This window comes from Streptomyces sp. NPDC096193 (assembly GCF_040302905.1).
In the GTDB taxonomy this organism is placed as follows: Bacteria; Actinomycetota; Actinomycetes; order Streptomycetales; family Streptomycetaceae; genus Streptomyces.
Window position 1 is genome coordinate 44,394 of record NZ_JBEOSJ010000032.1, and the last position, 22,242, is coordinate 66,635.

At 71.3% G+C, this 22,242-nt stretch carries 21 protein-coding genes; 10 read left to right on the forward strand and 11 right to left on the reverse strand.

Annotation, left to right across the window (positions count from 1 at the left end; genetic code table 11):
* Positions 1-194: 194 nt before the first annotated feature.
* Complete coding sequence (locus ABTX78_RS32020) at positions 195-1,556, reverse strand: aspartate aminotransferase family protein (RefSeq protein WP_352210284.1); 1,362 nt, start codon at positions 1,554-1,556, stop codon at positions 195-197.
* Positions 1,557-1,719: 163 nt separating this feature from the next.
* On the opposite strand from ABTX78_RS32020, the gene ABTX78_RS32025 reads away from it, so the two are divergent.
* The 3 genes from ABTX78_RS32025 to ABTX78_RS32035 all read left to right on the forward strand — a co-directional run bounded on the left by ABTX78_RS32025 (position 1,720) and on the right by ABTX78_RS32035 (position 4,692).
* A complete protein-coding gene (locus ABTX78_RS32025; RefSeq protein ID WP_352210304.1) occupies positions 1,720-2,313 on the forward strand; it encodes a DJ-1/PfpI family protein in 594 nt (197 codons plus the stop codon).
* Complete coding sequence (locus ABTX78_RS32030) at positions 2,310-2,759, forward strand: MarR family winged helix-turn-helix transcriptional regulator (protein ID WP_352210285.1); 450 nt, start codon at positions 2,310-2,312, stop codon at positions 2,757-2,759. Before ABTX78_RS32025 ends, ABTX78_RS32030 begins: the two co-directional genes overlap by 4 nt.
* Before the next feature lie 220 nt (positions 2,760-2,979).
* On the forward strand, positions 2,980-4,692 hold the full coding sequence (locus tag ABTX78_RS32035) for a protein kinase domain-containing protein (protein WP_352210286.1): 1,713 nt from the start codon (positions 2,980-2,982) through the stop codon (positions 4,690-4,692).
* Here ABTX78_RS32035 and ABTX78_RS32040 read toward each other — a convergent pair.
* Positions 4,670-5,092: a hypothetical protein gene (locus ABTX78_RS32040; protein WP_352210287.1), complete on the reverse strand. Its 423-nt coding sequence runs from the start codon at positions 5,090-5,092 to the stop codon at positions 4,670-4,672. The two genes, ABTX78_RS32035 and ABTX78_RS32040, sit on opposite strands and share 23 nt — an antisense overlap.
* Positions 5,093-5,248: 156 nt before the next feature.
* Between ABTX78_RS32040 and ABTX78_RS32045 the strand changes: the two genes are divergently transcribed.
* Positions 5,249-6,085 (forward strand): helix-turn-helix domain-containing protein, encoded by an 837-nt coding sequence (locus ABTX78_RS32045; protein ID WP_352210288.1) that lies wholly within the window; start codon positions 5,249-5,251, stop codon positions 6,083-6,085.
* A complete protein-coding gene (locus ABTX78_RS32050) occupies positions 6,082-6,318 on the forward strand; it encodes a DUF397 domain-containing protein (protein ID WP_352210289.1) in 237 nt (78 codons plus the stop codon). Before ABTX78_RS32045 ends, ABTX78_RS32050 begins: the two co-directional genes overlap by 4 nt.
* Before the next feature lie 61 nt (positions 6,319-6,379).
* On the opposite strand, the gene ABTX78_RS32055 is transcribed toward ABTX78_RS32050, so the two are convergent.
* Both ABTX78_RS32055 and ABTX78_RS32060 read right to left on the reverse strand, forming a co-directional pair.
* A complete protein-coding gene (locus tag ABTX78_RS32055; RefSeq protein ID WP_352210290.1) occupies positions 6,380-6,622 on the reverse strand; it encodes a hypothetical protein in 243 nt (80 codons plus the stop codon).
* Positions 6,623-6,818: 196 nt separating this feature from the next.
* Positions 6,819-7,700: a glycoside hydrolase family 19 protein gene (locus tag ABTX78_RS32060; RefSeq protein ID WP_352210291.1), complete on the reverse strand. Its 882-nt coding sequence runs from the start codon at positions 7,698-7,700 to the stop codon at positions 6,819-6,821.
* A gap of 163 nt (positions 7,701-7,863) precedes the next feature.
* On the opposite strand from ABTX78_RS32060, the gene ABTX78_RS32065 reads away from it, so the two are divergent.
* Positions 7,864-9,396 (forward strand): substrate-binding domain-containing protein, encoded by a 1,533-nt coding sequence (locus ABTX78_RS32065; protein WP_352210292.1) that lies wholly within the window; start codon positions 7,864-7,866, stop codon positions 9,394-9,396.
* A gap of 100 nt (positions 9,397-9,496) precedes the next feature.
* Here the strand turns inward: ABTX78_RS32065 and ABTX78_RS32070 are convergent, their stop codons facing one another.
* Complete coding sequence (locus ABTX78_RS32070) at positions 9,497-10,783, reverse strand: adenylosuccinate synthase (protein ID WP_352210293.1); 1,287 nt, start codon at positions 10,781-10,783, stop codon at positions 9,497-9,499.
* A 153-nt stretch (positions 10,784-10,936) separates the two neighbouring features.
* Here ABTX78_RS32070 and ABTX78_RS32075 point away from each other — a divergent pair, with 153 nt between their 5' ends.
* Both ABTX78_RS32075 and ABTX78_RS32080 read left to right on the forward strand, forming a co-directional pair.
* A complete protein-coding gene (locus ABTX78_RS32075) occupies positions 10,937-11,752 on the forward strand; it encodes a diacylglycerol kinase (protein WP_352210294.1) in 816 nt (271 codons plus the stop codon).
* A 158-nt stretch (positions 11,753-11,910) separates the two neighbouring features.
* A complete protein-coding gene (locus tag ABTX78_RS32080; RefSeq protein WP_352210295.1) occupies positions 11,911-13,152 on the forward strand; it encodes an SGNH/GDSL hydrolase family protein in 1,242 nt (413 codons plus the stop codon).
* 313 nt (positions 13,153-13,465) lie between these two features.
* Here ABTX78_RS32080 and ABTX78_RS32085 read toward each other — a convergent pair whose 3' ends face one another.
* Positions 13,466-13,972, reverse strand: coding sequence for a GbsR/MarR family transcriptional regulator (locus ABTX78_RS32085; RefSeq protein WP_352210296.1), 507 nt, complete (start codon positions 13,970-13,972; stop codon positions 13,466-13,468).
* Between the two features lie 91 nt (positions 13,973-14,063).
* Here ABTX78_RS32085 and ABTX78_RS32090 point away from each other — a divergent pair, with 91 nt between their 5' ends.
* Both ABTX78_RS32090 and ABTX78_RS32095 read left to right on the forward strand, forming a co-directional pair.
* Complete coding sequence (locus ABTX78_RS32090; protein ID WP_352210297.1) at positions 14,064-14,963, forward strand: ABC transporter ATP-binding protein; 900 nt, start codon at positions 14,064-14,066, stop codon at positions 14,961-14,963.
* Entirely contained in the window at positions 14,960-16,576 is a 1,617-nt protein-coding gene (locus tag ABTX78_RS32095; protein ID WP_352210298.1) for an ABC transporter permease, read from the forward strand. The genes ABTX78_RS32090 and ABTX78_RS32095 overlap by 4 nt, the downstream gene beginning before the upstream one ends.
* Positions 16,577-16,686: 110 nt before the next feature.
* On the opposite strand, the gene ABTX78_RS32100 is transcribed toward ABTX78_RS32095, so the two are convergent.
* From ABTX78_RS32100 to ABTX78_RS32120, 5 genes are all read right to left on the reverse strand, one after another.
* Positions 16,687-17,904 carry a cytochrome P450 gene (locus tag ABTX78_RS32100; RefSeq protein WP_502994027.1) on the reverse strand — a complete coding sequence of 406 codons (1,218 nt, stop codon included), beginning with the start codon at positions 17,902-17,904 and terminating at the stop codon, positions 16,687-16,689.
* A gap of 136 nt (positions 17,905-18,040) precedes the next feature.
* Positions 18,041-18,700, reverse strand: coding sequence for a response regulator (locus ABTX78_RS32105; RefSeq protein WP_352210299.1), 660 nt, complete (start codon positions 18,698-18,700; stop codon positions 18,041-18,043).
* Positions 18,697-20,064, reverse strand: a complete 1,368-nt coding sequence (locus ABTX78_RS32110; RefSeq protein WP_502994028.1) for a sensor histidine kinase — start codon at positions 20,062-20,064, stop codon at positions 18,697-18,699. Before ABTX78_RS32110 ends, ABTX78_RS32105 begins: the two co-directional genes overlap by 4 nt.
* Before the next feature lie 104 nt (positions 20,065-20,168).
* Positions 20,169-20,996, reverse strand: a complete 828-nt coding sequence (locus tag ABTX78_RS32115; RefSeq protein WP_352210300.1) for an NmrA family NAD(P)-binding protein — start codon at positions 20,994-20,996, stop codon at positions 20,169-20,171.
* 174 nt (positions 20,997-21,170) lie between these two features.
* The gene (locus ABTX78_RS32120) at positions 21,171-22,040 is read right to left on the reverse strand and encodes an alpha/beta hydrolase family protein (protein WP_352210301.1); all 870 of its coding nucleotides are present in this window, start codon (positions 22,038-22,040) and stop codon (positions 21,171-21,173) included.
* Positions 22,041-22,242 lie beyond the last annotated feature (202 nt).

Genomic DNA, 22,242 nt, shown 5'->3' on the forward strand with positions numbered 1-22,242 from the left:
TCTTTCCCTCCACGACCCTCTTCCGATCACCACGCCCGGGGCTGGGGCGTGCCGCCCCGGGGCCCGGGACGGAGCCCCGAACGGCCCACGGCCGTGTCCTCAAACGCCGGACGGGCTGAGATTCCGGCCATGACGGGCAGGGTCCGGGCCGGAGCCCCGGCACAGCCCGGCACCGGACGGGCTGAACCACCCCCTCAGGCCGCCCGTTCGTCCACCACCGACAGCGCCACGTCCAGCGCCGCCAGCCCCTCCTTCGCCTCCGCCTCGCTCACATTGCACGGCGGCACCGCGTGCGTCCGGTTCATGTTCACGAAGGGCCACAGGCCGTTCGCCTTGCACGCCGCCGCGAACGCCCCCATCGGCGCCGCCGCCGAACCCGTCGCGTTGTACGGCACCAGCGGTTCGCGCGTCTCGCGGTCGCGCACCAGGTCCAGCGCCCAGAACACGCCCGTGCCCCGCACCTCGCCCACGCTCGGGTGGCGTTCGGCCAGGTCGCGCAGGCCCGGGCCGAGGACCGTCTCGCCGATGTGGGCCGCGTGCTCGACGACCTTCTCGTCCTCCATCACCTGGATCGTCGCGACGGCCGCCGCGCAGGCCAGCGGGTGGCCGGAGTAGGTGAGGCCGCCGGGGTACGGCCGGGTCTCGAAGGTCGCCGCGATCTCGGCGGAGATGGCGACACCGCCCAGCGGCACATAGCCGGAGTTGACGCCCTTCGCGAAGGTCAGCAGGTCGGGCACCACGTCGAAGTGGTCCGCCGCGAACCACTTGCCGGTCCGGCCGAAGCCCGCCATCACCTCGTCCAGGACGAACACCATGCCGTGGCGGTCGCAGATCTCGCGGACGCCCGCGAGGTAGCCGGGCGGCGGGATCATGATTCCGGCCGTGCCGGGGATCGTCTCCAGGATGATCGCCGCGATCGTCGACGGGCCCTCGAAGGCGATGGTGTCCTCGAGGTGCTGGAGCGCCCGCGCGCACTCCTCGGCCTCGGTCGACGCGTAGAACGGGGAGCGGTAGAGGAAGGGTCCCCAGAAGTGGACGACTCCCGCCGTGCCGTTGTCGTTCGCCCAGCGCCGGGGGTCGCCGGTGACGTTGATCGCGGTCGCGGTGCCGCCGTGGTACGAGCGGTAGGCCGAGAGCACCTTCGGGCGGCCCGTGTGCAGACGGGCCATCCGGATCGCGTTCTCGACGGCCTCGGCGCCGCCGTTGGTGAAGAAGATCTTGTCGAGGTCGCCGGGGGTGCGCTCGGCGATCAGCCGGGCCGCCTCGGAGCGCGCCTCGACGGCGAAGGCGGGCGCGAAGGTCGTCAGCCTGCCCGCCTGCTCCTGGATCGCGGCGACGACCTTCGGGTGCTGGTACCCGATGTTGGTGTAGACGAGGCCGCTGGTGAAGTCGAGGTAGCGGTTCCCGTCGTAGTCCCAGAAGTACGAACCCTCAGCGCCGGCGACGGCGAGCGGGTCGATCAGGCCCTGGGCGGACCACGAGTGGAAGACGTGCGCACGGTCGGCCGCCTTGACGGCGGCGCCGGCCTGGGGATCGGCATCGGCATGAGGGGTCATGCGGCCCAGCGTAAGGACGCGCAGGCCAGGGCCGACATGGCCACCCTGTATGGCCTCGGCCACTTTCATGGGCGTTCTGTCGGGTGCTTCGGGCCCTGCGGAGGATATTGACAGTGTCCTGTCGACATGACAGTCTTCTGTCATGCAGAACGAGGAGGGCACCATGACCCGCACCACCGTTCATCTCGCCGTCTACGACACCTTCGCCGACTGGGAGACGGGCCACACCACCGCTCATCTGACCCAGAACGGCTTCACGGTCCGCACCGTCGGCCTCACCACCGATCCCGTCACCACCATGGGCGGGATCCGCATCCAGCCCGACCTCGCTCTCGCGGACCTGGACCCCGCGGACAGCGCGCTGCTTATCCTCACCGGCGCCCACCTCTGGGACACCAGCAACGACCTGGCCCCCTTCGCCTCCGCCGCGCGCACCTTCCTCGACGCGGGTGTCCCGGTCGCCGCCATCTGCGGTGCCACCGTCGGACTGGCGCGCGAGGGTCTGCTGGACGACCGCGATCACACCAGCGCCGTCTCGTTCTACCTCGGCGCCACCGGCTACAAGGGCGGCGAGCACTACCGGGAGACCGACGCCGTCACCGACGGCGATCTGATCACCGCGGGCCCGACCGAGCCCGTCGCCCTCGCCCGCGAGGTCTTCGCCAGGCTCGGTGTGTACGAGGGCGAGAAACTGGACGCCTGGTACCGGCTGTTCCACGACTCGGACGCCTCCGCCTTCGCGGTCCTCGAATCGTGAGCCGTGAAGAACAGGATCTGCTCACCCGGACCGCGCTGGGCGTCTTTCGGCTGAACGGCCAGTTCCTGGCGGTCTCCGACGAGTTGGCGAAGGAGGCCGGGCTGACCGCGTCCTGGTGGCAGGTCCTCGGAGCGGTGGTGCGGGTGCCGCAGCCGGTCGCCGGGATCGCCCGGGACATGGGCATCACGCGCCAGAGCGTGCAGCGGATCGCCGACCTCCTGGTCGAGCGGGGCCTCGCGGTCTACGAGCCCAACCCCGCGCACCGCCGGGCCAAACTGCTGCGTCCGACCGACGAGGGCCGCTCGGCGATCACCCGCATCGAGCCGGGCCATGCCGAGCTGGCCGGCCGTCTCGCCGAGGCACTGGGCCCCGAGCGGTTCGCCGAGACGGCGAGAGTCCTGGAGGAGCTGTCCACGGCATTGGAGGGCATCAGCGAGTCCCGATGATCCACGGCCTGCCCCGGCCACCCCGGGAACCGGCTTGACGGCCATGACAGTCTCCTCGCGTACAGGTCGCACGCCGGTCGTCGTGCGCCTCGCCCCCTGGGTGCGAGGCGCCGGCGCGTGCGACCGCAGGCGGCAGGCGGGTCGGACGCCTACGTGCCGTGGCACGGACCGCACTATTCTCGGTCCGTCCAAGGGAAGACTTCGGGGGAGGCGCGCGGCGATGGATCAGCTGGCACCAGGGGATCCGCAGCACATCGGTGAGTACAGGCTGCTCGCCCGGCTCGGAGCGGGCGGCATGGGCCAGGTGTACCTCGCGCGCAACGACCGGGGCCGCACGGTCGCCGTGAAGCTCGTACGCCAGGAACTCGCCGAACAGGAGGAGTTCCGGGCGCGCTTCCGCCAGGAGGTCCGGGCCGCTCTGCGGGTCGGCGGCCAGTGGACGGCACCCGTGCTCGACGCCGACACCGAGGCGCCCGTGCCGTGGGTCGCCACCGGCTATGTCGCCGGGCCGTCCCTGCACTCGGTCGTCTCCGGCGGCCACGGACCGCTCCCCGTGCGGTCGGTCCGCATCCTCGCCTCCGGTCTCGCGCACGCCTTGCGCAGCATCCACGGCGCGGACCTCATCCACCGTGACCTGAAGCCGTCCAACATTCTGATCACCATCGACGGCCCCCGGGTCATCGACTTCGGGATAGCCAGGGCGCTGGAGACGGTCACCGACGGCGGTCTCACCCGGACCGGTGCGCTCGTCGGCTCCCCCGGCTTCATGGCGCCCGAGCAGGTGCGCGGCGACCGGGTCACCGCCGCGTGCGACATCTTCTGCCTCGGCGCGGTCCTCGCCTTCACCGCGACGGGCCGGCTCCCCTTCGGCTCGGCCGACAGCGGTGTGCACGCGCTGATGTTCCGTATCGCGCAGGAGGAACCGGACCTCGACGGCCTGCCCGAGGACCTCGACGAACTCGTCCGGGCCTGCCTGGACAAGGATCCCGAAGCGCGGCCGGGTCTCGACGAGATCCTGGAGCGCACGGTCACCGATGAGGACGACGAGCCCTGGCTGCCCGGTGCGCTGATCGCCCAGCTCGGCCGTCACGCGGTCCAGTTGCTGGAGGTCGAGCAGCCCGCCGGCCCGGCGAAATCGGCGCCCGAGCACCCGCCGACCATCACTGCCCCGCCGAAGCCGCCCACCTCGACACCGCCGCCCACTCCCCCGCCCCCGCCGCCGCCGTACGGCTACCCGCAGCAGCACCCCGGGCCGCAGCAGACTCCGCCGTACGCGCCGGCCGCGCACTACCAGCAGCCCCCGCCGTACCACCAGACGCCGCCGTACCAGCAGACCCCGCCTCCGTACGTGCTGACGCCTCCGCCCGCGGCCCCGGCCAGGAGCAACCGCGGGACGGCGGCCCTCATCGTGATCGCGCTCCTCGTCGCGGTCGGCGCCGGCGGGTCCGTCTACGCCTTCATGGGCGACAAGGACGAGAAGACGACCGCGGACCCCAAGCCGGGACCGGCGTCCTCGGGTTCGGAGACCCCCGGCCCGGCCACTCCGTCCGCGTCCGACAGCCCGTCGAGCACGCCGTCGAACAGCCCGAGCACGGCCGAGGGCGGTGTCCCGCCCGAGTACGTCGGCACCTGGACGTCCTCGTTCGACACCGCCGACGGCACCAACACCCGGACCATGACGATCACCCAGGGGTCCTCGGGCGAACAGGTCATGACCCTCTCCGGCATCGGCCCCACCTACGACTGCCGCTGGTCGGCCAAGCTCCAGGCCTCGGGCCCGCCGCTCGAACTGGGCCCCACCCAGGTCACCTTCGGCGACCGGACGAAGTGCTCGCCGGGCCAGTGGAGCCGGCTGGAACTGTCGAACGGCACCATCGTCCGCGAACTGGTCGGCTCGGGCGGCGCGCCGCTCACGTACCGGAAGACCGGGTGAGTACCACCTTCGCGGCGTGCCACAGCAGCAGGGGATGGACGAACCGTCCGGCCGTTGTGGGTGGAAAACGCCAGGACAGCGGCCAGGTGCGGCCTCGCAGTGCGGGCACGGGGACGAAACTGACGTGCGCGGGACCTGAGTTGAGACGGGTGACCCCGCGCGGCCACGGCCGGTGAGCGGTGCTGCCCGCCGGTACGAGGAAGTACACCGACCGCCGTCCATAGGCCTCGGTGACCACCGGGCCGGGGTCGCCGTTCGTCATCACCTCCAGGAGATCGGCGAGCCGGCGGCCGTCCTCGCCGTCGACGCGGGCCGCGTCGAATTGCACCCCTGATTTTCGGAGCTGGAATCCGGAAGCCGGAATCCAGTCCAGGTTTACTTGGCGACTTTGCGTATCCACGACGACATCCTCGGTGACCGCGGATAGCGTTTTCCAGAGCCTGAAGGAGCCGTTGCGCACGTCTTGACCTGCATCAACGCCCCTTGAGGCGGGTTGAATTCGACGAGTTCCGGTTGAGACCGGTTGAGTCCGGTCGAGTCGAAGTGGTGATCAGAAATGGCGCGAGCGGAGAACAAGGAAACGGCGGGTCCGGCGACGCGTTTGGTGGCGAACGTCGCCAAGAACCTGCGGATCCGGCAAGGACTGACGCAGGAACAACTGGGAAGCGAACTCGGCTACTCGGGCGCGGCGGTGAGCGCGATGGAGACCTTCGCGCAGCCGGCGAGCGACGACATGCTGGTGCAGCTGGAGCGGGTGCTGGGCAGCGGGACGGGGATCTTCGAGCAGGCGCGGGAGTACGTGCGGCTGGACAAGTACCCGGCGCAGTTCAAGGACTACGTCCTGCTGGAGCAGAAGGCGGTGGGCCTGTCGCTGTACGCGACGCTGGTGGTCCACGGCCTGTTCCAGACCGAGGCGTACGCACGGGCACTGATCGGCGGCGGCTACCCGCCGCTGCCCGAGCCCCGCGTCGAGGAACTGGTCGAGGCCCGGCTCGCCCGCAGGGTGCTGTTCGACCGGGAGCCGGTGGCACTGATCGAACTGATCGTGGAGGAGTCGGTGTTACGGAGGGGGATCGGGAGCCCGGAGGTGATGCGGGAGCAGTTGCTTCACCTGGCGGAGTGCGCCCGGCGGCGGAACGTGACGTTGCAGGTGCTGCCGCTGGACTGCGGGTTCGGGGGTGAGTACGCAGGAGGTCACGGCGGACTGAATCTCGTCGAGACACCAGCCCACGAGCACCTGACCTACCTGGAATCCCAAGAGGAAAGCCTGCTGATCGCCGACCCGACAAAGGTGAGTACGTACATGCAGCGGTATGCGAAGATCCGGGCACAGGCCTTGGATCCCCGGGAATCGCTGGGCCTCATCGAGAGGTTGGCAGGAGAGCTGAGATGAGCGAGAGGCTGCACTGGCACAAGTCCAGCTACAGCAACGCCAGCGGTGGCGACTGCATCGAGGTCGCCTTCGAATGGCAGAAGTCCAGCTACAGCAACCCCAGCGGTGGCGACTGCGTCGAGGTCGCCACCTGCCCCGAGGCCGTCCACGTACGCGACTCCAAGAACCCCGAGGGCCCCGCCTTCACCGTCGCGCCCGACGCCTGGTCGCAGTTCGTCCGCTGGACCGAGTGAGAAAAGACCGGTGCGGCCCGGACGTGATGCCCCGGGCCGCACCGGCCCCGTTCCTTCGCCGCTACTCCTCGCGCGTCACGTGACGGGCGAGCAGCTCCTCGGCCTTCCTCTCGAACTCCCCTTCCGGCACAAGCGGCCGCAGGTCGTCGTCCAGGTACTCCAGAAGGCCGTCCCGGAATTCCATCCAGGGAAGCCCCGTCGCCTCCTGCACGGCCCGCATCAGCCACAACGGTGTCAGCCTGAAGGATTCGTCACGCCTGAGCGCCTCGATCATCACGAGGAAGCCGGCGCCCTCCAGTCTCATCCTCCGGAGGGTCTCCACAGCCTCTTCCGCTTCGGGCATCGGACCTACTTCTTCCGCATGTAGACGACCTCGACGTCCGTATAGTGCCCCGGCCGGGCCCTCGGACGGGATTCCGCCCGCGGATGAAGACGCGGCAAGGGCGGTCACCGACAGGTGACCGCCCTTGGCGTTGCCGGGCGTAGTGCCGGCAGTCGGCTCAGCAGTACAGGTTGCCGCCGGGGGCGACGCCCAGGATCTGGGTGAACTGCTGGTACTTGGTGACCCGGCTCTGCACCTGGCCGGGGTTGCCGCCGTTGCACTCCAGCGATCCGTTGATGCTGCGGATCGTCTCGCCGAAGCCGCGGCCGTTGACCATCGCGTTGTGCGGGGTCATGGTGCCGGGACCGTTCTGGGTGTTCCAGTACCAGAGGCCGGTCTTCCAGGCGACGGCCGATTCGCGCTCGACGCGCCAGGGGTCGGCGAGCAGGTTGATGCCGAGGGCGTCACCGGCCGCCTTGTAGTTGAAGTTCCAGCTGAGCTGGATCGGTCCGCGGCCGTAGTACGCGGCCTGGCCGGCCGGACAGCCGTAGGGCTGGCTGCGGTCGCAGTAGTGCGGGTAGTTGGCGGTGTTCTGCTCCACGATGTGGACGAGTCCGCCGGTCTCGTGGGAGACGTTCGCCAGGAAGGCCGCGGCCTCCTGCTTCTTCACCGTGTCGCTGCCGGTCTTCGCGAACGCCGGGTAGGCGCTGAGCGCCGCGGTCAGGCCGCTGTAGCTGTAGAAGGAGTTCCGGCCCGGGAACATCTGGTTGAACTGCGCCTCGCTGACCACGAAGCCCGACGGCTGCGGGTTCCCGCCGCCCCCGCCGGTACAGGTGCCCTGGTCCGCCCAGACGTCCGCGGAGCCCGGACGCTCGTTCTGGGTCCACCACTTGGCCTGGTAGTTGCGGCCGTTGTACGAGGCGGCCATGCCGCCCGTGTAGACGGACGAGGAGTTCCACGCGGCCGCGCAGGCCGCGGCGGACGCGGTGCTGGGGATGAAGACGGCGAGCCCGATGGCCATGGCGAATGCCGCGAGCAGGGTGGTGACGCGTCTCAGCATGAGTTCCGTCCTTCCGTGGGGGTCACCCACACCGAACGGCATTGGTCTGGACCTGTCAAGGTCTGGACCAAGGCTTGTTACGTACTGAACGAGCGGCGAACCTTGAGCGACCGAATGCCCCAACTCCCGTGTGTCCAGGGCGATTCGACATACCGTGACCGCCGTGGAATGGCTGAGTCCCGAGAACGTCGTCGCCGTGCTCACCGCGCTCCTCGGTGTGCTGGCCTCCGGCGCGGTGCTCTGGTACGAGCGGCGGGTGCCGCGGCGCAAGCGCATCGGGTACCGCGTCCAGCTGGACACCCCGATCGGCAGCAACGCGCCGGGCGGCGGGCGGGGGAACGTACGGCTCGGGCTGTTCAACGAGACCCCCGACATGTCCGACGCCACGCTCGTCCTGCTGCGCATCGAGAACGACGGCGCGCAGTCGATCGGGGGCGACGACTACACGGGCCGCGGAGTGCACGGTCTGACGGTGGAGTTCACGGACCGGACGGTCCGGGCGATAGCCGTCACCCAGCCCGCGAACGCCGACCATCTGATGGAGCACTTCACCCCCGCGGCGGGTCTGCGGCACAGCGACGGCACGATCCACCTGCCGCGCGTCCCGCTGAACCGGGGCGAGCACTACAAACTGCTGGTGCTGCTGGCCGGCGGCCACGTCGGCAATCCGGTCGGTGTCACGGGCGGCATCCGCGACGGCGAGGTGCGGCCCAACCGCAGTACGACGCCCGACGACAAACCACCGGTCTTCAGCCGGGCCGCCCGCACCATCACGGTCCTGCTCACGGCGTGCGTCATCGTGCTGGCCTCGATCATCGTCGTACGGGAGGGCGCCCCGCCACCCATGGGGTGCCAGCGGGGCAGCCTGACGCTCACCGGGTCGACGGCCTTCGCCCCCGTCGTACGGGAGTTGGCGGCGAAGTACGAGAAGGACTGCGAGGGCGCCACCGTCGTGGTGGACGCACACGGCAGCACCGCCGGGATACGGCCACTGGCCGACGAAGGGGAGAAGGAGGAGAAGGCGCCGGCGCTCGTCGCGCTCTCCGACGGACCCAAGCCGGGCGGCTATCCGCAGCTGCGGGAGGTCCGCGTCGCGGTCTCCCTCTTCACGCTCGTCGTCAACGACAAGGTCCCGGTGCGCGATCTCTCCCTCGCGGACGTCCGGCGCATCTACGCGGGCGAGATCACCAACTGGAAGCAGCTCGGCGGCCCCGACCTCGCTGTCCTGCTGGTCAGCAGGGACGCCAACTCCGGTACGCGCGAGGTCTTCCAGCGCCGGGTGCTGCACCGGAACGAACCGGTGAACTCCTCACGCGACTGCGCCCACCGGGACGATCCGCAGGCACCGGTCGTGCGCTGCGAACTCGACAGCACCGAGCAGGTGCTCGCGACGGTGGCCAGGCTGCCGGGCGCGATCGGGTACAGCGAACTGCGCTCCGGCAGCGGGCTGAAGGGAGCGCACCGCCTCAGCATCGGCGGGCAGGCGCCGAACGTCGACGAGATCGGCAAAAGCGCGTACGTGTACCCGTATCTGGAGATCGAGTACGCCTACACCTACGGACAGCCGCCGGCCGACTCGCTCGCCTCCAGCTTCCTCGGCTATCTGACGCGCGGCAGCGGACAGGACGTGATCCGCACCCACGGGCATCTGCCGTGCGGGACACCGAAGGGGCTGCGGATCTGCGGCGAGGACTGAGCCCGGGGGCGGGCCCCGGGGACGACGATGCTCCCGGGACCGCGGTCCCGGGAGCATCGTCTTGTCACGGCCGGGGGGAACCCGGAACGTCGGAACGGAGCTACGACAGGAACGAGTTGATCTCGATCGTCTCCGTGCGGCCCGGACCCACGCCGATCGCCGAGATCGGCGCGCCCGACATCGACTCCAGCGCCTTCACGTAGTCCTGCGCGTTCTTCGGGAGGTCCGCGAAGGTCTTGGCCTTCGTGATGTCCTCCGACCAGCCCGGCAGGTACTCGTAGACCGGCTTCGCGTGGTGGAAGTCCGTCTGCGAGTACGGCAGCTCCTCGACGCGCTTGCCGTCGATCTCGTACGCCACGCAGACCGGGATCTGCTCCCAGCCCGTCAGCACGTCCAGCTTCGTCAGGAAGAAGTCCGTCAGGCCGTTCACGCGCGTCGCGTAGCGCGCGATCACCGCGTCGAACCAGCCGCAGCGGCGGTCGCGGCCGGTGGTCACACCGCGTTCGCCGCCGATGCGGCGCAGCGCCTCGCCGTCCTCGTCGAACAGCTCCGTCGGGAACGGTCCCGCGCCCACCCGCGTCGTGTACGCCTTGAGGATGCCGATCACCCGGCTGATCTTCGTCGGACCGACACCCGCACCCGTGCACGCGCCGCCGGCGGTGGGGTTCGAGGAGGTGACGAAGGGATACGTGCCGTGGTCGACGTCGAGCAGCGTGCCCTGGCCGCCCTCGAAGAGGACGACCTTGCCCTCGTCGATCGCGTTGTTCAGCAGCAGCGTCGTGTCGGCGACGTACGGACGGAGCTTCTCCGCGTACTGGAGCATCTCCTCGACGATCTTCTCCGCCTCGATCGCCCGGCGGTTGTAGACCTTGGCCAGCAGCTGGTTCTTGGACTCCAGCGCGGCCTCGACCTTCTGCTGGAGGATCGACTCGTCGTAGAGGTCCTGGACGCGGATACCGACGCGGTTGATCTTGTCGGCGTACGTCGGACCGATGCCACGGCCGGTGGTGCCGATCTTCCGCTTACCGAGGAACCGTTCCGTCACCTTGTCGAGGGTGACGTTGTACGGGGTGATCAAATGAGCGTTACCGCTGATCAGCAGCTTGGACGTGTCGACGCCGCGGTCGTTCAGCCCGCTCAGCTCGGAGAGCAGGACGGCCGGGTCGACGACGACCCCGTTGCCGATGACCGGGGTACACCCCGGCGAGAGGATTCCGGAAGGGAGGAGATGCAGCGCATACTTCTGGTCGCCGACCACGACCGTGTGGCCGGCATTGTTGCCGCCCTGGTAACGCACCACATAGTCCACGGATCCACCGAGCAGGTCGGTGGCCTTTCCCTTGCCCTCGTCACCCCACTGAGCACCGAGCAGCACAAGTGCGGGCACAGGCGTACACCCCTTCCGGGCGGGGCATGTCCAAGGTCAGGGGGCGTGTGCCGTGCCTGAGCCTGCGGACCGGTTGCCCCGGAATAGACGAAGCCCCTGGCGCAATAGCGCAAGGGGCTCTTGCACAAAGATGCTACCCGAGGAAGGACCGAGGTGTCGGCTCACGACCAGCTGCTGGTGGTCATCGACCCGGTCGCCCGCCGAAGTGACGGCGAGTCCGTGCGGATCGCGAAAGATGTGCTGTGCGGTGGCTCTGAGGCGAAAATCTGCCTTCCGGAGGGACCTGAGGAGTTTGCGCGGGCGCTGGCCCGCAGGGGCTCGCGGCGCCCCGTGGTGATCGGTGACGACCGTGCGCTGCTGCGCGCGGTGTCGCTGCTGCACCGGGACCGGTGGCTCGGTGACGGCGCCCTGTCGGTGGTGCCGGTCGGCCCGGCGGTGGAGCTCGCGCATTCGCTGGGCGTGCCCCGCAGTGCGGTGGCGGCGGCCCGGGCGGTGCTGGACGGGGTCGTACGACGGCTGGATCTGCTGGTGGACGAGAGCGACGGGGTGGTGCTCGGGGACCTGTCCATCCCGGCGGTCGCCGCGCACGGGCCGGGCGCGAACGGCACCTCGGTGTGGAACGCCTGCCGCTCGCTGGTGCGCACCCTGGTCGGACCCGTGCCGCCGGCGGTGGTCCGCACCCACCGGCTGCGGGTGGAGGCGGACGGCGTCCTGCTGTCGGATCTGGACCGCCTGGTGGAGGCGGTGACGGTCCGCACGGGCGGCGGGCGTGCGGAGGTCACGGTCCGCGCGTCGGCCTCCGGGGACCCGCTGATCGCGAAGGCGCTGACGGTGACGGTCTCGGGCCCGGACTTCCGGTACCGGGCGGACACGCTGATCACGGGTCCGGTGCGGACGCGGACCTGGACCCTGCGGCCGGGGGCATGGGGACTGACACTGCCGTCGGCGGCGACGGCGTCGGGGGGCTGAGGCGGTCGCTGTCGGGGGCTGCGGTGTGCGGGTGTCGGCGGCTTCGATCTCGGTGTCGGTGTCGGTGTCGGCCCACTGGGCCGGGGGGCCGGGGGCCGGGGGCCGGGGGGCCGATAATCATTGGGCACACCACGTATCCGACCAGCAGAATGTTGTCCATGAACGACCGGCGCGACGACACCCCCCACACCCCCACGGCGGACCCGGCGGACCCGGCGGACCCGGCGACGGACTGGACCACCACCCCCATCACCGCCGGCCTCCTGCGCGGAGCGCTGGAGCTGGAGCGCACGGAGCAGGGGTTGCTGCCGCACCGCCTGCCCGCCCGGGCCCGCGCGCAGAACACCGACGGCCAGCTGGCCATGGCCGAGGCACAGCCCTCGGGCGTACGGCTCGTGTTCCGCACCCGGGCCGGCGTCGTCGAGCTCGACACGCTGCGCACCAAGAACGCCTACAAGGGCGCCCCTCCCCGGCCGGACGGCGTGTACGACCTGCTCGTCGACGGCGCGCTGACCCGGCAGGCCAGTGCCCCCGGCGGAAACGTCCTGATGATCGACATGACCACCGGGTCCGCGGAGACGCTGCCCGGCCCGGTCGGCACCGTGCGGTTCTCCGGTCTCCCCGGCCGTGACAAGGTCGTCGAGATCTGGCTGCCGCACAACGAGATCACCGAACTGATCGCCCTGCGCACCGACGCGCCCGTCGAGAGCGTGCCGGACACGGGCCGCAGGACGTGGCTGCACCACGGCAGCTCCATCAGTCACGGCTCGAACGCCGCGAGCCCCACCACCACCTGGCCCGCGCTCGCGAGCTCCCTCGGCGGCGTGGACCTGACGAACCTGGGCTTCAGCGGCAGCGCCCTGCTCGACCCGTTCACGGCCCGCGCGATGCGGGACACCCCCGCCGACCTGATCAGCGTCAAGATCGGGATCAATCTCGTCAACGCCGATCTGATGCGGCTGCGCGCCTTCGGCCCCGCGGTGCACGGCTTCCTCGACACGATCCGCGAGGGCCACCCCACCACTCCGCTGCTGGTCGTCTCGCCCGTCCTGTGTCCGATCCACGAGGACACCCCCGGCCCGAGCGTCCCGGACTTCAGCGGCGTCGGGGAAGGGCAGCTCCGGTTCCGGGCCGGGGGCGACCCCGGCGAGCGCGCCGCCGGAAAGCTGACGCTGGGCGTCATCCGGGACGAGCTGGCGCGCATCGTGAAGCAGCGGGCGGTGGATGACCCGAACCTGCACCATCTCGACGGGCGCGAGCTGTACGGCGAGGAGGACTACGCCGAACTGCCGCTGCCGGACGACCTCCACCCGGACGCCGCCACCCACCGCCGCATGGGCGAACGGTTCGCGGCGCTGGCCTTCGGCGCGGGCGGCGCGTTCGCGGGTGAGCCCGTCTGACGCGTTCGCGGGTGAGCCCGTCTGACGGGACGGCTCACTGACGGCAGGCGTCCTGAGGCGTTCGGTGGCCCGGGCCGGCGTCACAGACGTCTCGGTTGCCCGGGCCGGCGGTCGCTCGGATCGGCGTAAATGAAGCCTCGGTTGCTCGGGCCGGCGTCACAGACGTCTCGGTCGCTCGGGCGGGCGTCACAGACGTCTCGGTCGCTCGGGCGGGCGTCACAGACGTCTCGGTCGCTCGGGCGGGCGTCACCGTTGCGGGAGTGACTGGGGCCGCCGCCGCGGCACGCGTGACCGCGGGGCTCCGGCGCTTCCGTCAGGGCGCCTGCATGCCGTGCTCCTCGCGGTAGACGCGCCAGCGGTCCAACATCCCTTCCAGTTCATGCTGGAGAAAGCTGAAGAACTCCGCTGTCTGCGTGACCCGCGCCCCCGCCGCCGTGTCCGGGCCCAGCGTCGCCGCGCCGTCGCGCAGCGCCTTCTCCCACCGGGTCAGTGCCTGGTCGCGGCGGGTGAAGGTCTCGTACCAGAGCTCGTTGTGCAGGACGTAGCGGTCGCGGCGAGAGCCGGGGTCGCGCTCCCGGCTGACCATGTCGACCTGGCTGAGGTAGCGCACGGCCCCCGACACGGCCGCCGGGCTGATCCGCAGCTGCTCTCCCAGCTCGGCGGAGGTCATGCTGCCCGTCTCCGAGGACAGCAGCGCGGCGAAGACACGCGCGGCCATCCGCTGCATGCCGGCCTCGGTCAGTTCGGCCGCGAACCGCTCCACGAAGCGGGAGATCGCCTCGTCACCGGTCCGCCCGTTCGCGCTGTCGTCGCCGCTCATGACCTCATCGTCTCCCTCGTCCGGCCTGGGCACCGAGTTTATACGCTTCCTTAACTTCACAAGTTTGTGAAAACAACGTACGTTCCAAAGCATGACGAAGGCCATCACCGTCTCCGGACTCCACAAGTCGTTCGGGCGGACACACGCGCTGGACGGCCTCGACCTCGCGGTCGAGACCGGTGAGGTCCACGGTTTCCTCGGCCCCAACGGCGCCGGGAAATCCACCACCATCCGGGTCCTGCTGGGACTGCTGCGCGCCGATTCCGGCGCGGCCCAGCTCCTCGGCAGGGACCCCTGGCACGACGCGGTCGAGCTGCACCGCCGTATCGCCTACGTACCCGGGGACGTCACCCTGTGGCGCAACCTCTCCGGCGGAGAGGTCATCGACCTCTACGGCCGGCTGCGCGGGGGCCTCGACCGGGCGCGCCGCGCCGACCTGCTCGAACGGTTCGAACTCGACCCCACCAAGAAGGGGCGCACCTACTCCAAGGGGAACCGGCAGAAGGTCGCCCTCGTCGCCGCCTTCGCCTCCGACGTGGATCTGCTGATCCTCGACGAGCCCACCTCAGGACTCGACCCTCTGATGGAGGAGGTCTTCCAGACCTGCGTCGAGGAGGAGCGCCTGCGCGGCCGTACCGTCCTGCTCTCCTCGCACATCCTCAGCGAGGTCGAGAGCCTCTGCGACCGGGTCAGCATCATCCGCAGGGGCCGCACCGTGGAGACCGGATCGCTCGCCGAACTGCGCCACCTCACCCGGACGAGCATCACCGCCGAACTCGCCGGGCCGCCGAACGGGCTCGCCCAGCTCCCCGGCGTGCACGACCTGGACGTCCAGGGGACGCGCGTGAAGCTCCAGGTCGACACCGACCGGCTCGACGCGGTGCTGCGCTCGCTGAGCGGGTCCGGCGTGCGGTCGCTGACCAGCACCCCGCCCACCCTGGAAGAGCTCTTCCTCCGCCACTACGCACCGGAGGAGGCGATGCCGCGATGACCGCGGTGGCCGACGCCGGATTCGCTCCGGGACGCGGGGGCGGATCGCGCCCCCTCGCGGGAACGGGCACGCTGCTGCGGCTCGGTCTGCGCCGGGACCGCGTGATGGTGCCGCTGTGGGTCCTGGCCATCGGCGGGACGACCGCGAGCGCGGGCAACACGCTCGGCAAGGTCTACGAGACCCCCGCCCAGCGGGCGGACGTGGTCGAGTCGATGGCCGCCAACAGCTCCCTGCGCTCCCTCTACGGACCGGTCTTCGACGACTCCCTCGGCGGGATCGTGGCCTGGAGGTACACCGTCTTCATGGCGGCCTTCGCCGCGGTCATGAGCCTGCTCGTCGTGGTCAGGCACACCCGTGAGGAGGAGGAGACCGGCCGTCAGGAGATGCTGTCCGCCGCCATGGTGGGCCGCCGCGCGCCGCTCACCTCTGCACTGCTCGTGGCCCTCGTCGCCAACACCGCGCTCGCCCTGCTGGTGACGGCGGGGCTGGCCGGTGAGGGCGCGGCCGGGGCGCTCGCGCTCGGCCTGGGCATCGGCGGCGTGGGCATGGTCTTCGCCACCATGGCCGCGATGATCGCGCAGTTCACCGAGACCGCGCGGCTCGCCAAGGGTGTGACGGCCGCGGCGCTCGGGCTGGCCTTCGCGCTGCGGGCGGCGGGCGACGCGGCGAGTGACGACGGCTCGCATGTGCTGACCTGGCTCTCGCCCATCGGCTGGGCGGAGAATCTTCGGCCCTTCGCGGCCGAACGCTGGTGGGTGCTGCTTCTGTTCGCCGCGGCCGTCGTGATCCAGGGCGCCGTCGCCTACGGGCTCGCCGGGCGGCGCGACATCGGCATGAGCTTCCTGGCGGCCGGGCCCGGCCCCGCCGAGGGCCGCCTCGCGACCGCGTCCGGCCTGGCCTGGCGCCTCCAGCGCGGCAGCCTCGCCGGCTGGGGCACCGCGTTCCTGCTCGCCGGGCTGATGTTCGGCGGGATGGCGGAGGGCGCTGCCGATCTGGTCGGCGACAACGAACGAACCAGGCAGATGCTGGAGCGGATGGGCGGGCAGTCCGGAATCACGGACGCCTTCCTCGCCGTGATGGTGGGCATGCTCGGCATGGTCGCCGCGATGTACATCGTGCAGTCGGTGCTCCGGCTGCACGGCGAGGAGACCTCACAGCGCGCGGAACCGGTCCTGGCGGCGGCTGTCGGCCGGGTGCGATGGGCGGCCGGCCACCTCCTTGTCGCCTTCGGTGGCACCGCGCTGATCATGCTGCTCGGCGGCCTCGGTCTCGCGCTGGGCCACGGCGGGAATGCCGGTCCGGTGCTGGGCGCCAGCCTGGTGCAGGTCGCCGCGGTGTGGCTGCTGGGCGCGGTGGCGGTGGCCGTCTACGGGATCGTCCCGCGCGCCGCCGGACTGGCCTGGGCCTATGCGGGCCTGTCGCTGGCGCTCGGCTGGGTGGGCGCGGCCCTGAACCTGCCGGACGCGGCCCTGAAGGTGTCACCGTTCGAGCATCTGCCGAAGCTGCCGGGCAACGACATGGCGTGGGGGCCGGTGGGGGTGCTGGTGGCGCTCACGGTGGTGTTCACGGCGGCGGGTCTGGTGGGGCTGCGGCGACGCGACATCCTGACCTAGCCGGGCCTCCCGACGTGGCCGGGGCCGCGGCGGCGACCTCCCGATGTAGCGGGACGCGGCGGCGGCCTCCCGGCGTAACCGGAGCAGCGGGGCCCGGGCCGGGCTCGGCGTCAGAGCTCGACCCGCAGCTCCCGCAGCCCTCTGATCACGAAGCCGCCCTGCCACTGCGGCTCGGCCGCAAGCCGCATGGACGGTGCCTCCCGCAGCAGTTCCCCGAACGACGCCATCAGCTCGATGCGGGCCAGCGGCGCGCCCAGGCAGTAATGGATGCCCGCCCCGAAGCTGACGTGCGGATTGTCCTCGCGGGCGAGGTCGAGGGTGCCGGGGTCCGTGAAACGGGCCGGGTCGCGGTTGGCCGAGCCGAAGAGCAGAGCCAGCTCCGCGCCCCGCGGGATCACCGTGCCGTCTATCTCGATGTCGTCGAGCACCCAGCGCTCGAAGAGCTGGAGCGGGGTGTCGTACCGCATCAGCTCCTCCACAGCTGTGGACAACAGTCCGTGGTCCGCCCGCAGGGCGGCGAGCTGCTCGGGGTGGCGCAGCAGCGTCCACCAGCCGCCCGCCGTGGTGTTGACCGTCGCCTCGTGCCCGGCGTTCAGCAGCAGCACACAGGTGGAGACCATCTCCTGCTCGTTCAGCCGGTCGCCCTCGTCGTACGCGGCGATCAGCGCCGAGATCAGGTCCTCCCCCGGCGCCTTCCGCCGCTGCGCGATCAGCTCCCGCAGATACGCGGAGAATTCGCGCGACGCCCGTACCGCCCGCGCCGCCGCCTCCGGCGGGGGGTTCAGCTCGTACATCCCGCAGATGTCCGCCGACCAGGGCCGCAGCTGCCCCCGGTCCGACTCCGGGATGCCCAGCATCTCCGCGATCACCGCCACCGGCAGCGGCTCGGCGACCTCGGCCAGCAGATCACCGCCGCCCGCCTTCTTCAGATCCGCGACCAGCCCCGCCGCCAGCCGCCGGACCGTCGGCTCCAAGGCGGCCACGGTCCGCGGGGTGAACGCCTTGGTCACCAGCCGCCGGATCCGCGTGTGATCCGGCGCCTCCAGGTCGAGCAGGCCGTTGTCGTTGAGGGTGGTGAACGGCTCGTGGGACGCCGGGGGCGGCGTCCGCCCGAACTCCTCGTGCGTGAAGCGGTGCAGATACGTACGCCCCAGCCGCCGGTCCCGCAGCAGCGCCGACACATCCGCGTGATGCGGCACCAGCCACTGCCGGGCCGGCTCGAAGAAGTGCACCCGGCCGGCCTCCCGCAGCCGGTCGAACACGGGGTACGGGTCGGCGACGAACTCCGGCGACCCGGGGGCGAAACCAGCTTCCACGGCAGCGTCCATCCCCGGACGCTAGCCCGGTCACGGGGCGGTGACCAGCCTCCCGTCCACCCGGGCACGAGGCGGTGACCGGCCTCGCAACCCCCCGGGCACGAGGCGGTGACCGGCCTCGCGGCCGCCCGGCCGCTCCGCCGCCCGGCTACGAGGGTGTGACCAGCCTCGCCTCGTACGCGAACACCGCCGCCTGGGTGCGGTCCCGCAGACCGAGCTTCACCAGGACCCGGCTGACATGCGTCTTGATCGTGGACTCGGCGACGACCAGATGGGAGGCGATCTCCGCGTTCGACAGACCCTGCGCGATGAGCACCAGCACCTCGGTCTCGCGCTCGGTGAGCTCACCGACCTGGGAGAGAGCCGGCGGCTTCGGGTTCTGGCTGATCTTGGAGAACTCCGTGATCAGCCGGCGTGTCACAGTCGGCGCGAGCAGGGCCTCGCCCTCCGCCACGACCCGGACGCCGTCCGCCAGTTGACGCGCGGAGGCGTCCTTGAGCAGAAAGCCCGACGCCCCGGCCCGCAGCGCCTGGTAGACGTACTCGTCGAGATCGAAGGTGGTCAGCACCAGCACCTTCGACTCCGCGTGCGAGGCGACGATCTCGCGGGTGGCCTCGATGCCGTTCAGCTCCGGCATACGGATGTCCATCAGGACCACGTCCGGCGCCAGCTCGGCGACCTTGGAGACCGCCTCGCGGCCGTTCACCGCCTCGCCGATCACCTCGATGTCCGGCATGGCGTTCAGCAGGACGGAGAAGCCTTCACGGACCATGACCTGGTCGTCGACGACAAGGACCCGGATGGTCATGACTGCTCCTCGGTGGCGGTTGCGGGCACGGGGCTCGCGACGGGGATGAACGCGGTGACCTCGTAGCCGCCGTCCTCGGTGGGCTCCGCGGTCATCTCGCCGCTCAGCATCGTCACCCGCTCGCGCATGCCCGTGATCCCGTGGCCGGCGCCCGGCGAGGGCTTGACCAGGCCCTGCGGCGGAGTGTTCACGATCCGCAGGCCGATCCCGCCGAGGACGTAGGAGACCTCCACCTTCGCCGAGGCGCCCGGCGCGTGGCGCAGTGCGTTGCTGAGCGCCTCCTGGATGATCCGGTACGCCGACAGCTCGACGCCCTGCGGCAGCGGCCGCACCGCTCCCGTGATCGTCTTGTCCGCCTCCAGGCCGGCCTCGCGGACGTTGCCGAGGAGATTGTCCAGATCGGCGAGGACGGGCTGCGGTGCGTCGGGCGCCTCGTAGTCCTCGGCCCGCACGACACCGAGGATGCGGCGCAGCTCGGTCAGCGCCGCCACCGCGTTCTCCCGGATGGTCGCGAACGCCTTCTCCAGCTCGGGCGGCGGGTTCTCCACCCGGTACGGCGCGGCCTCCGCCTGAATCGCCACGACCGACATGTGGTGGGCGACGACGTCGTGCAGCTCCCGCGCGATGGTGGTGCGCTCCTCCAGCAGGGTGCGCCGGTCCCGCTCGACGGCGGTGACACTCTGCTGGACGGCGACCTCCTCGCGTGCCTCGCGGCGGACGTGCCGCACGGTCACGACGAGCAGGGCGAGCGCCGAGAAGAAGAGCATCTGCGGGGTGTCGGTGCCGGTGTAGTAGCCGCCGCCGAGGAACACCTCGGCGAAGACACCGTAGGCCGCGGTCATCACCCACATCCAGGCGCCGGTCCGCGGCCGGGTCCGGGCCGCGACCACGGTCATCACGATCATGTGGGAGGCGAAGCTCGCCGGCGACCACGGCCAGCCGTCCCCGTTGGAGCCCAGGGCGGTGATGAACGGCGTCGACAGGAGCGACAGCCAGAACGCGCCGACCGGGCGGGCCATCGTGAGCAGGACCGCGCCGGCCGGCACGAAGCCGGCTATCACGAAGTACTCGGGGTCGCTGCCGCCCAGGGCCACGGCGTACGCGATGAACAGCACGAACAGCGCCGCGGCCACCACGGCGGCGTGCGGGGCCCACCCCGCGTGCTCGCGTATCCGCTTCGGCAGCAGGCGCGCGACGCGTCCGTCACTCGGCCCGGGGAGCATCGGGCGGAAGGCCAGGACGTCGTCGAAGAGATCGGTGCGCAGCCCCTTGAACGCGTCCATCGCGAGGCGGAGCTCCGGACTGCGGCTGTCGGAATCGGCGGCGGTGCGCGGTGTGCGCTGCGGGTTCGGCGAATCGGTCACAGCAGCCAAGGTACGGGGACGGGCGGACGCGGTCGTCACCAGCGATATGGATCCTGCCGCGTCCGTCCTGAGTACGACATGAGGCCTCGCAGGGCGTACGTCCGTTACGCGCGGAAGGCGTCCGCGTGCTCATCGGCCCACTGCGCGAAGGTCCGCGCGGGGCGGCCGGTGACCTTCTCGACCGTGCCGGCGACGGTCCTGCCGACGAGCGGTGTGTTGCCGTACGCCTCCAGCAGGAAGTCGATCACGTCCTGGGGCATACCGCCCTCGCGCCACTGTGCGACGGCTTCCTCCTCGGTCAGCTCCTCCAGCCGGATCTCCCGGCCGCGGGCCGCCGCCAGCACGTCCGTCTTGTCCTTCAGGGTCAGCACCTCGGGGCCGGTGACGACGTACTCCTGCCCGGCGTGACCGTCCTCGGTCAGCGCGACCGCGACGACCGCCCCGATGTCGGCCTCGTGCACCATCGCGCTGAGCCGACCGGTGAACGGCTCGCGCACCCGGTCGTCGGTGCGGATGCCGTCCGCCCACTCCAGCGCGTTCGACATGAACTCGACCGGCATGACGACGGTCCACGCGAAGGACTCGCCGGAGCCGCGCACCGCGTCCTCCAGCGGGGTCGGGCCACCGCCGTGCAGCACGGTGATCCGGCGCACACCGGCCTCACGGGCCAGCTCCAGGATGCGCGGACCGCTCTCCAGCGGGGTGAAGTACGGGCCGCCGAAGGTGATCAGATGCAGACCGGTCACCCCCTCCAGGGCGGGGGCGAGGGACTCGGGTTCGGTGAGATCGCCGCGGACGACCTCGACCCCGGCGGGGAGGTCCGCCGTGGCGGGGTCGCGGGTCAGGGCGCGGACGGGGAGGCCGCGGCGGAGGAGCTCCGCGACGGCCTGGCGGCCAACGGTTCCGGTGGCTCCGGTCACGAGATGCGTCATGGGAAGAACGTAGAAGGGCTTGCGGTCAGGTTCCGTCCGCAAGCCGTCGGCGTCCTCGAAGCCTCGGCGTCCGCAGTGCTCCGGCGCCCTCGATACTTTCGTCCCCCCTTCGGTCCTCCGGCGCCCCCGGCGCTCGGACGAGCGAGCCGGTCACCGGGCGGCACGCGGGGCCCGTCACCAGGCCAGCTGGGCGATCTCCTCCGCGACGACGGCGCAGGCGTCGGCCGCCGGGTCGATGAGCGCGAAGTGCCCGATCTCCTCCAGCAGCGTCAGCCCGACGGTCTCCCCGGCCTTCGCCGCGGCGTCCACGTACGACTCGACGACGGCATACGGCACGGTGGTGTCGGTACGCCCCTGCACAACGGCGGTGGCGATCCCCGTGGGCAGCAGCAGCGCCGGATCGGCGTGCGGCCTGCGCTCCTCGAACTCGGTCTCCCCGCCGAGGAGTTGGTGCACCGCACCGCCGCACACATCGAGCTCCGCCGCCCGCGCGAAGTCCGCGATCGGTGCGAGGGCGACGACACCGCGCAGCGCGGGCGGGGCGGGCAGCCGCCACGGCGACCCCACGGGCAGCACATGCCGGGCCGCGGCCCACAACGCCAGGTGGCCGCCGGCGGAGTGCCCGGTCAGGACCGTGCGCCGGACGTCCGCCTCCGGCAGCGCCTTGCGCGCGAGATCCGGCAGGGCGTCCAGGACGGCGGCCACATCGTCGAAGGTCTCCGGCCAGCGGCCCGCCACCGGACTGCTGCCGCCCTGCTGCGGGATCTCCCGCCCCCGGCGGTACTCGACGTTGGCGACGGCGAGGCCGCGGCGGGCGAGGAAGTCCGCGAAGGGCGTGACGTGCCCGCGGTCGTACGCTCCCCGCCAGGCGCCCCCGTGCAGCACGACGACGAGCGGCACCGAGGCCTGCCCGCCGCGGGGCGCGTAGAAGTCGACGACCTGGTCGGGATGGTCGCCGTACGGGACGGAGGCGTCGGGCTCGACGGCGGGATGCGAGAACGCCGACGCTTCCTCTGCGGCGTCACGGGCGACAGGGTCGGGCATGCGGTGCCAACCTTCCGATGCAGTCACGGAATTGACCTGACCAGCGGGGACGCTACCAGCACGGCCGGCCCCGGCGGATGTCGAGGCGCGGGTCGGCGCCGAAGCCCGGCACACCGCAGCCCCAGGGCGGCCGGACGCGGACGGTACGGACGCCGGACCCCTGCGCGAGGCGGGGAACCTCCGCGCACGGCTCACCTCCTTC

What these genes read in the sequence shown, in the direction of transcription:
- ABTX78_RS32020 (WP_352210284.1), bottom strand. Translation starts at nt 1,556, where the DNA reads ATGACCCCTCATGCCGATGCCGATCCCCAGGCCGGCGCCGCCGTCAAG.
- ABTX78_RS32025 (WP_352210304.1), top strand. Translation starts at nt 1,720, where the DNA reads ATGACCCGCACCACCGTTCATCTCGCCGTCTACGACACCTTCGCCGAC.
- ABTX78_RS32035 (WP_352210286.1), top strand. Translation starts at nt 2,980, where the DNA reads ATGGATCAGCTGGCACCAGGGGATCCGCAGCACATCGGTGAGTACAGG.
- ABTX78_RS32045 (WP_352210288.1), top strand. Translation starts at nt 5,249, where the DNA reads ATGGCGCGAGCGGAGAACAAGGAAACGGCGGGTCCGGCGACGCGTTTG.
- ABTX78_RS32050 (WP_352210289.1), top strand. Translation starts at nt 6,082, where the DNA reads ATGAGCGAGAGGCTGCACTGGCACAAGTCCAGCTACAGCAACGCCAGC.
- ABTX78_RS32055 (WP_352210290.1), bottom strand. Translation starts at nt 6,622, where the DNA reads ATGAGACTGGAGGGCGCCGGCTTCCTCGTGATGATCGAGGCGCTCAGG.
- ABTX78_RS32060 (WP_352210291.1), bottom strand. Translation starts at nt 7,700, where the DNA reads ATGCTGAGACGCGTCACCACCCTGCTCGCGGCATTCGCCATGGCCATC.
- ABTX78_RS32080 (WP_352210295.1), top strand. Translation starts at nt 11,911, where the DNA reads ATGAACGACCGGCGCGACGACACCCCCCACACCCCCACGGCGGACCCG.
- ABTX78_RS32085 (WP_352210296.1), bottom strand. Translation starts at nt 13,972, where the DNA reads ATGAGCGGCGACGACAGCGCGAACGGGCGGACCGGTGACGAGGCGATC.
- ABTX78_RS32090 (WP_352210297.1), top strand. Translation starts at nt 14,064, where the DNA reads ATGACGAAGGCCATCACCGTCTCCGGACTCCACAAGTCGTTCGGGCGG.
- ABTX78_RS32095 (WP_352210298.1), top strand. Translation starts at nt 14,960, where the DNA reads ATGACCGCGGTGGCCGACGCCGGATTCGCTCCGGGACGCGGGGGCGGA.
- ABTX78_RS32100 (WP_502994027.1), bottom strand. Translation starts at nt 17,904, where the DNA reads ATGGACGCTGCCGTGGAAGCTGGTTTCGCCCCCGGGTCGCCGGAGTTC.
- ABTX78_RS32105 (WP_352210299.1), bottom strand. Translation starts at nt 18,700, where the DNA reads ATGACCATCCGGGTCCTTGTCGTCGACGACCAGGTCATGGTCCGTGAA.
- ABTX78_RS32115 (WP_352210300.1), bottom strand. Translation starts at nt 20,996, where the DNA reads ATGACGCATCTCGTGACCGGAGCCACCGGAACCGTTGGCCGCCAGGCC.
- ABTX78_RS32120 (WP_352210301.1), bottom strand. Translation starts at nt 22,040, where the DNA reads ATGCCCGACCCTGTCGCCCGTGACGCCGCAGAGGAAGCGTCGGCGTTC.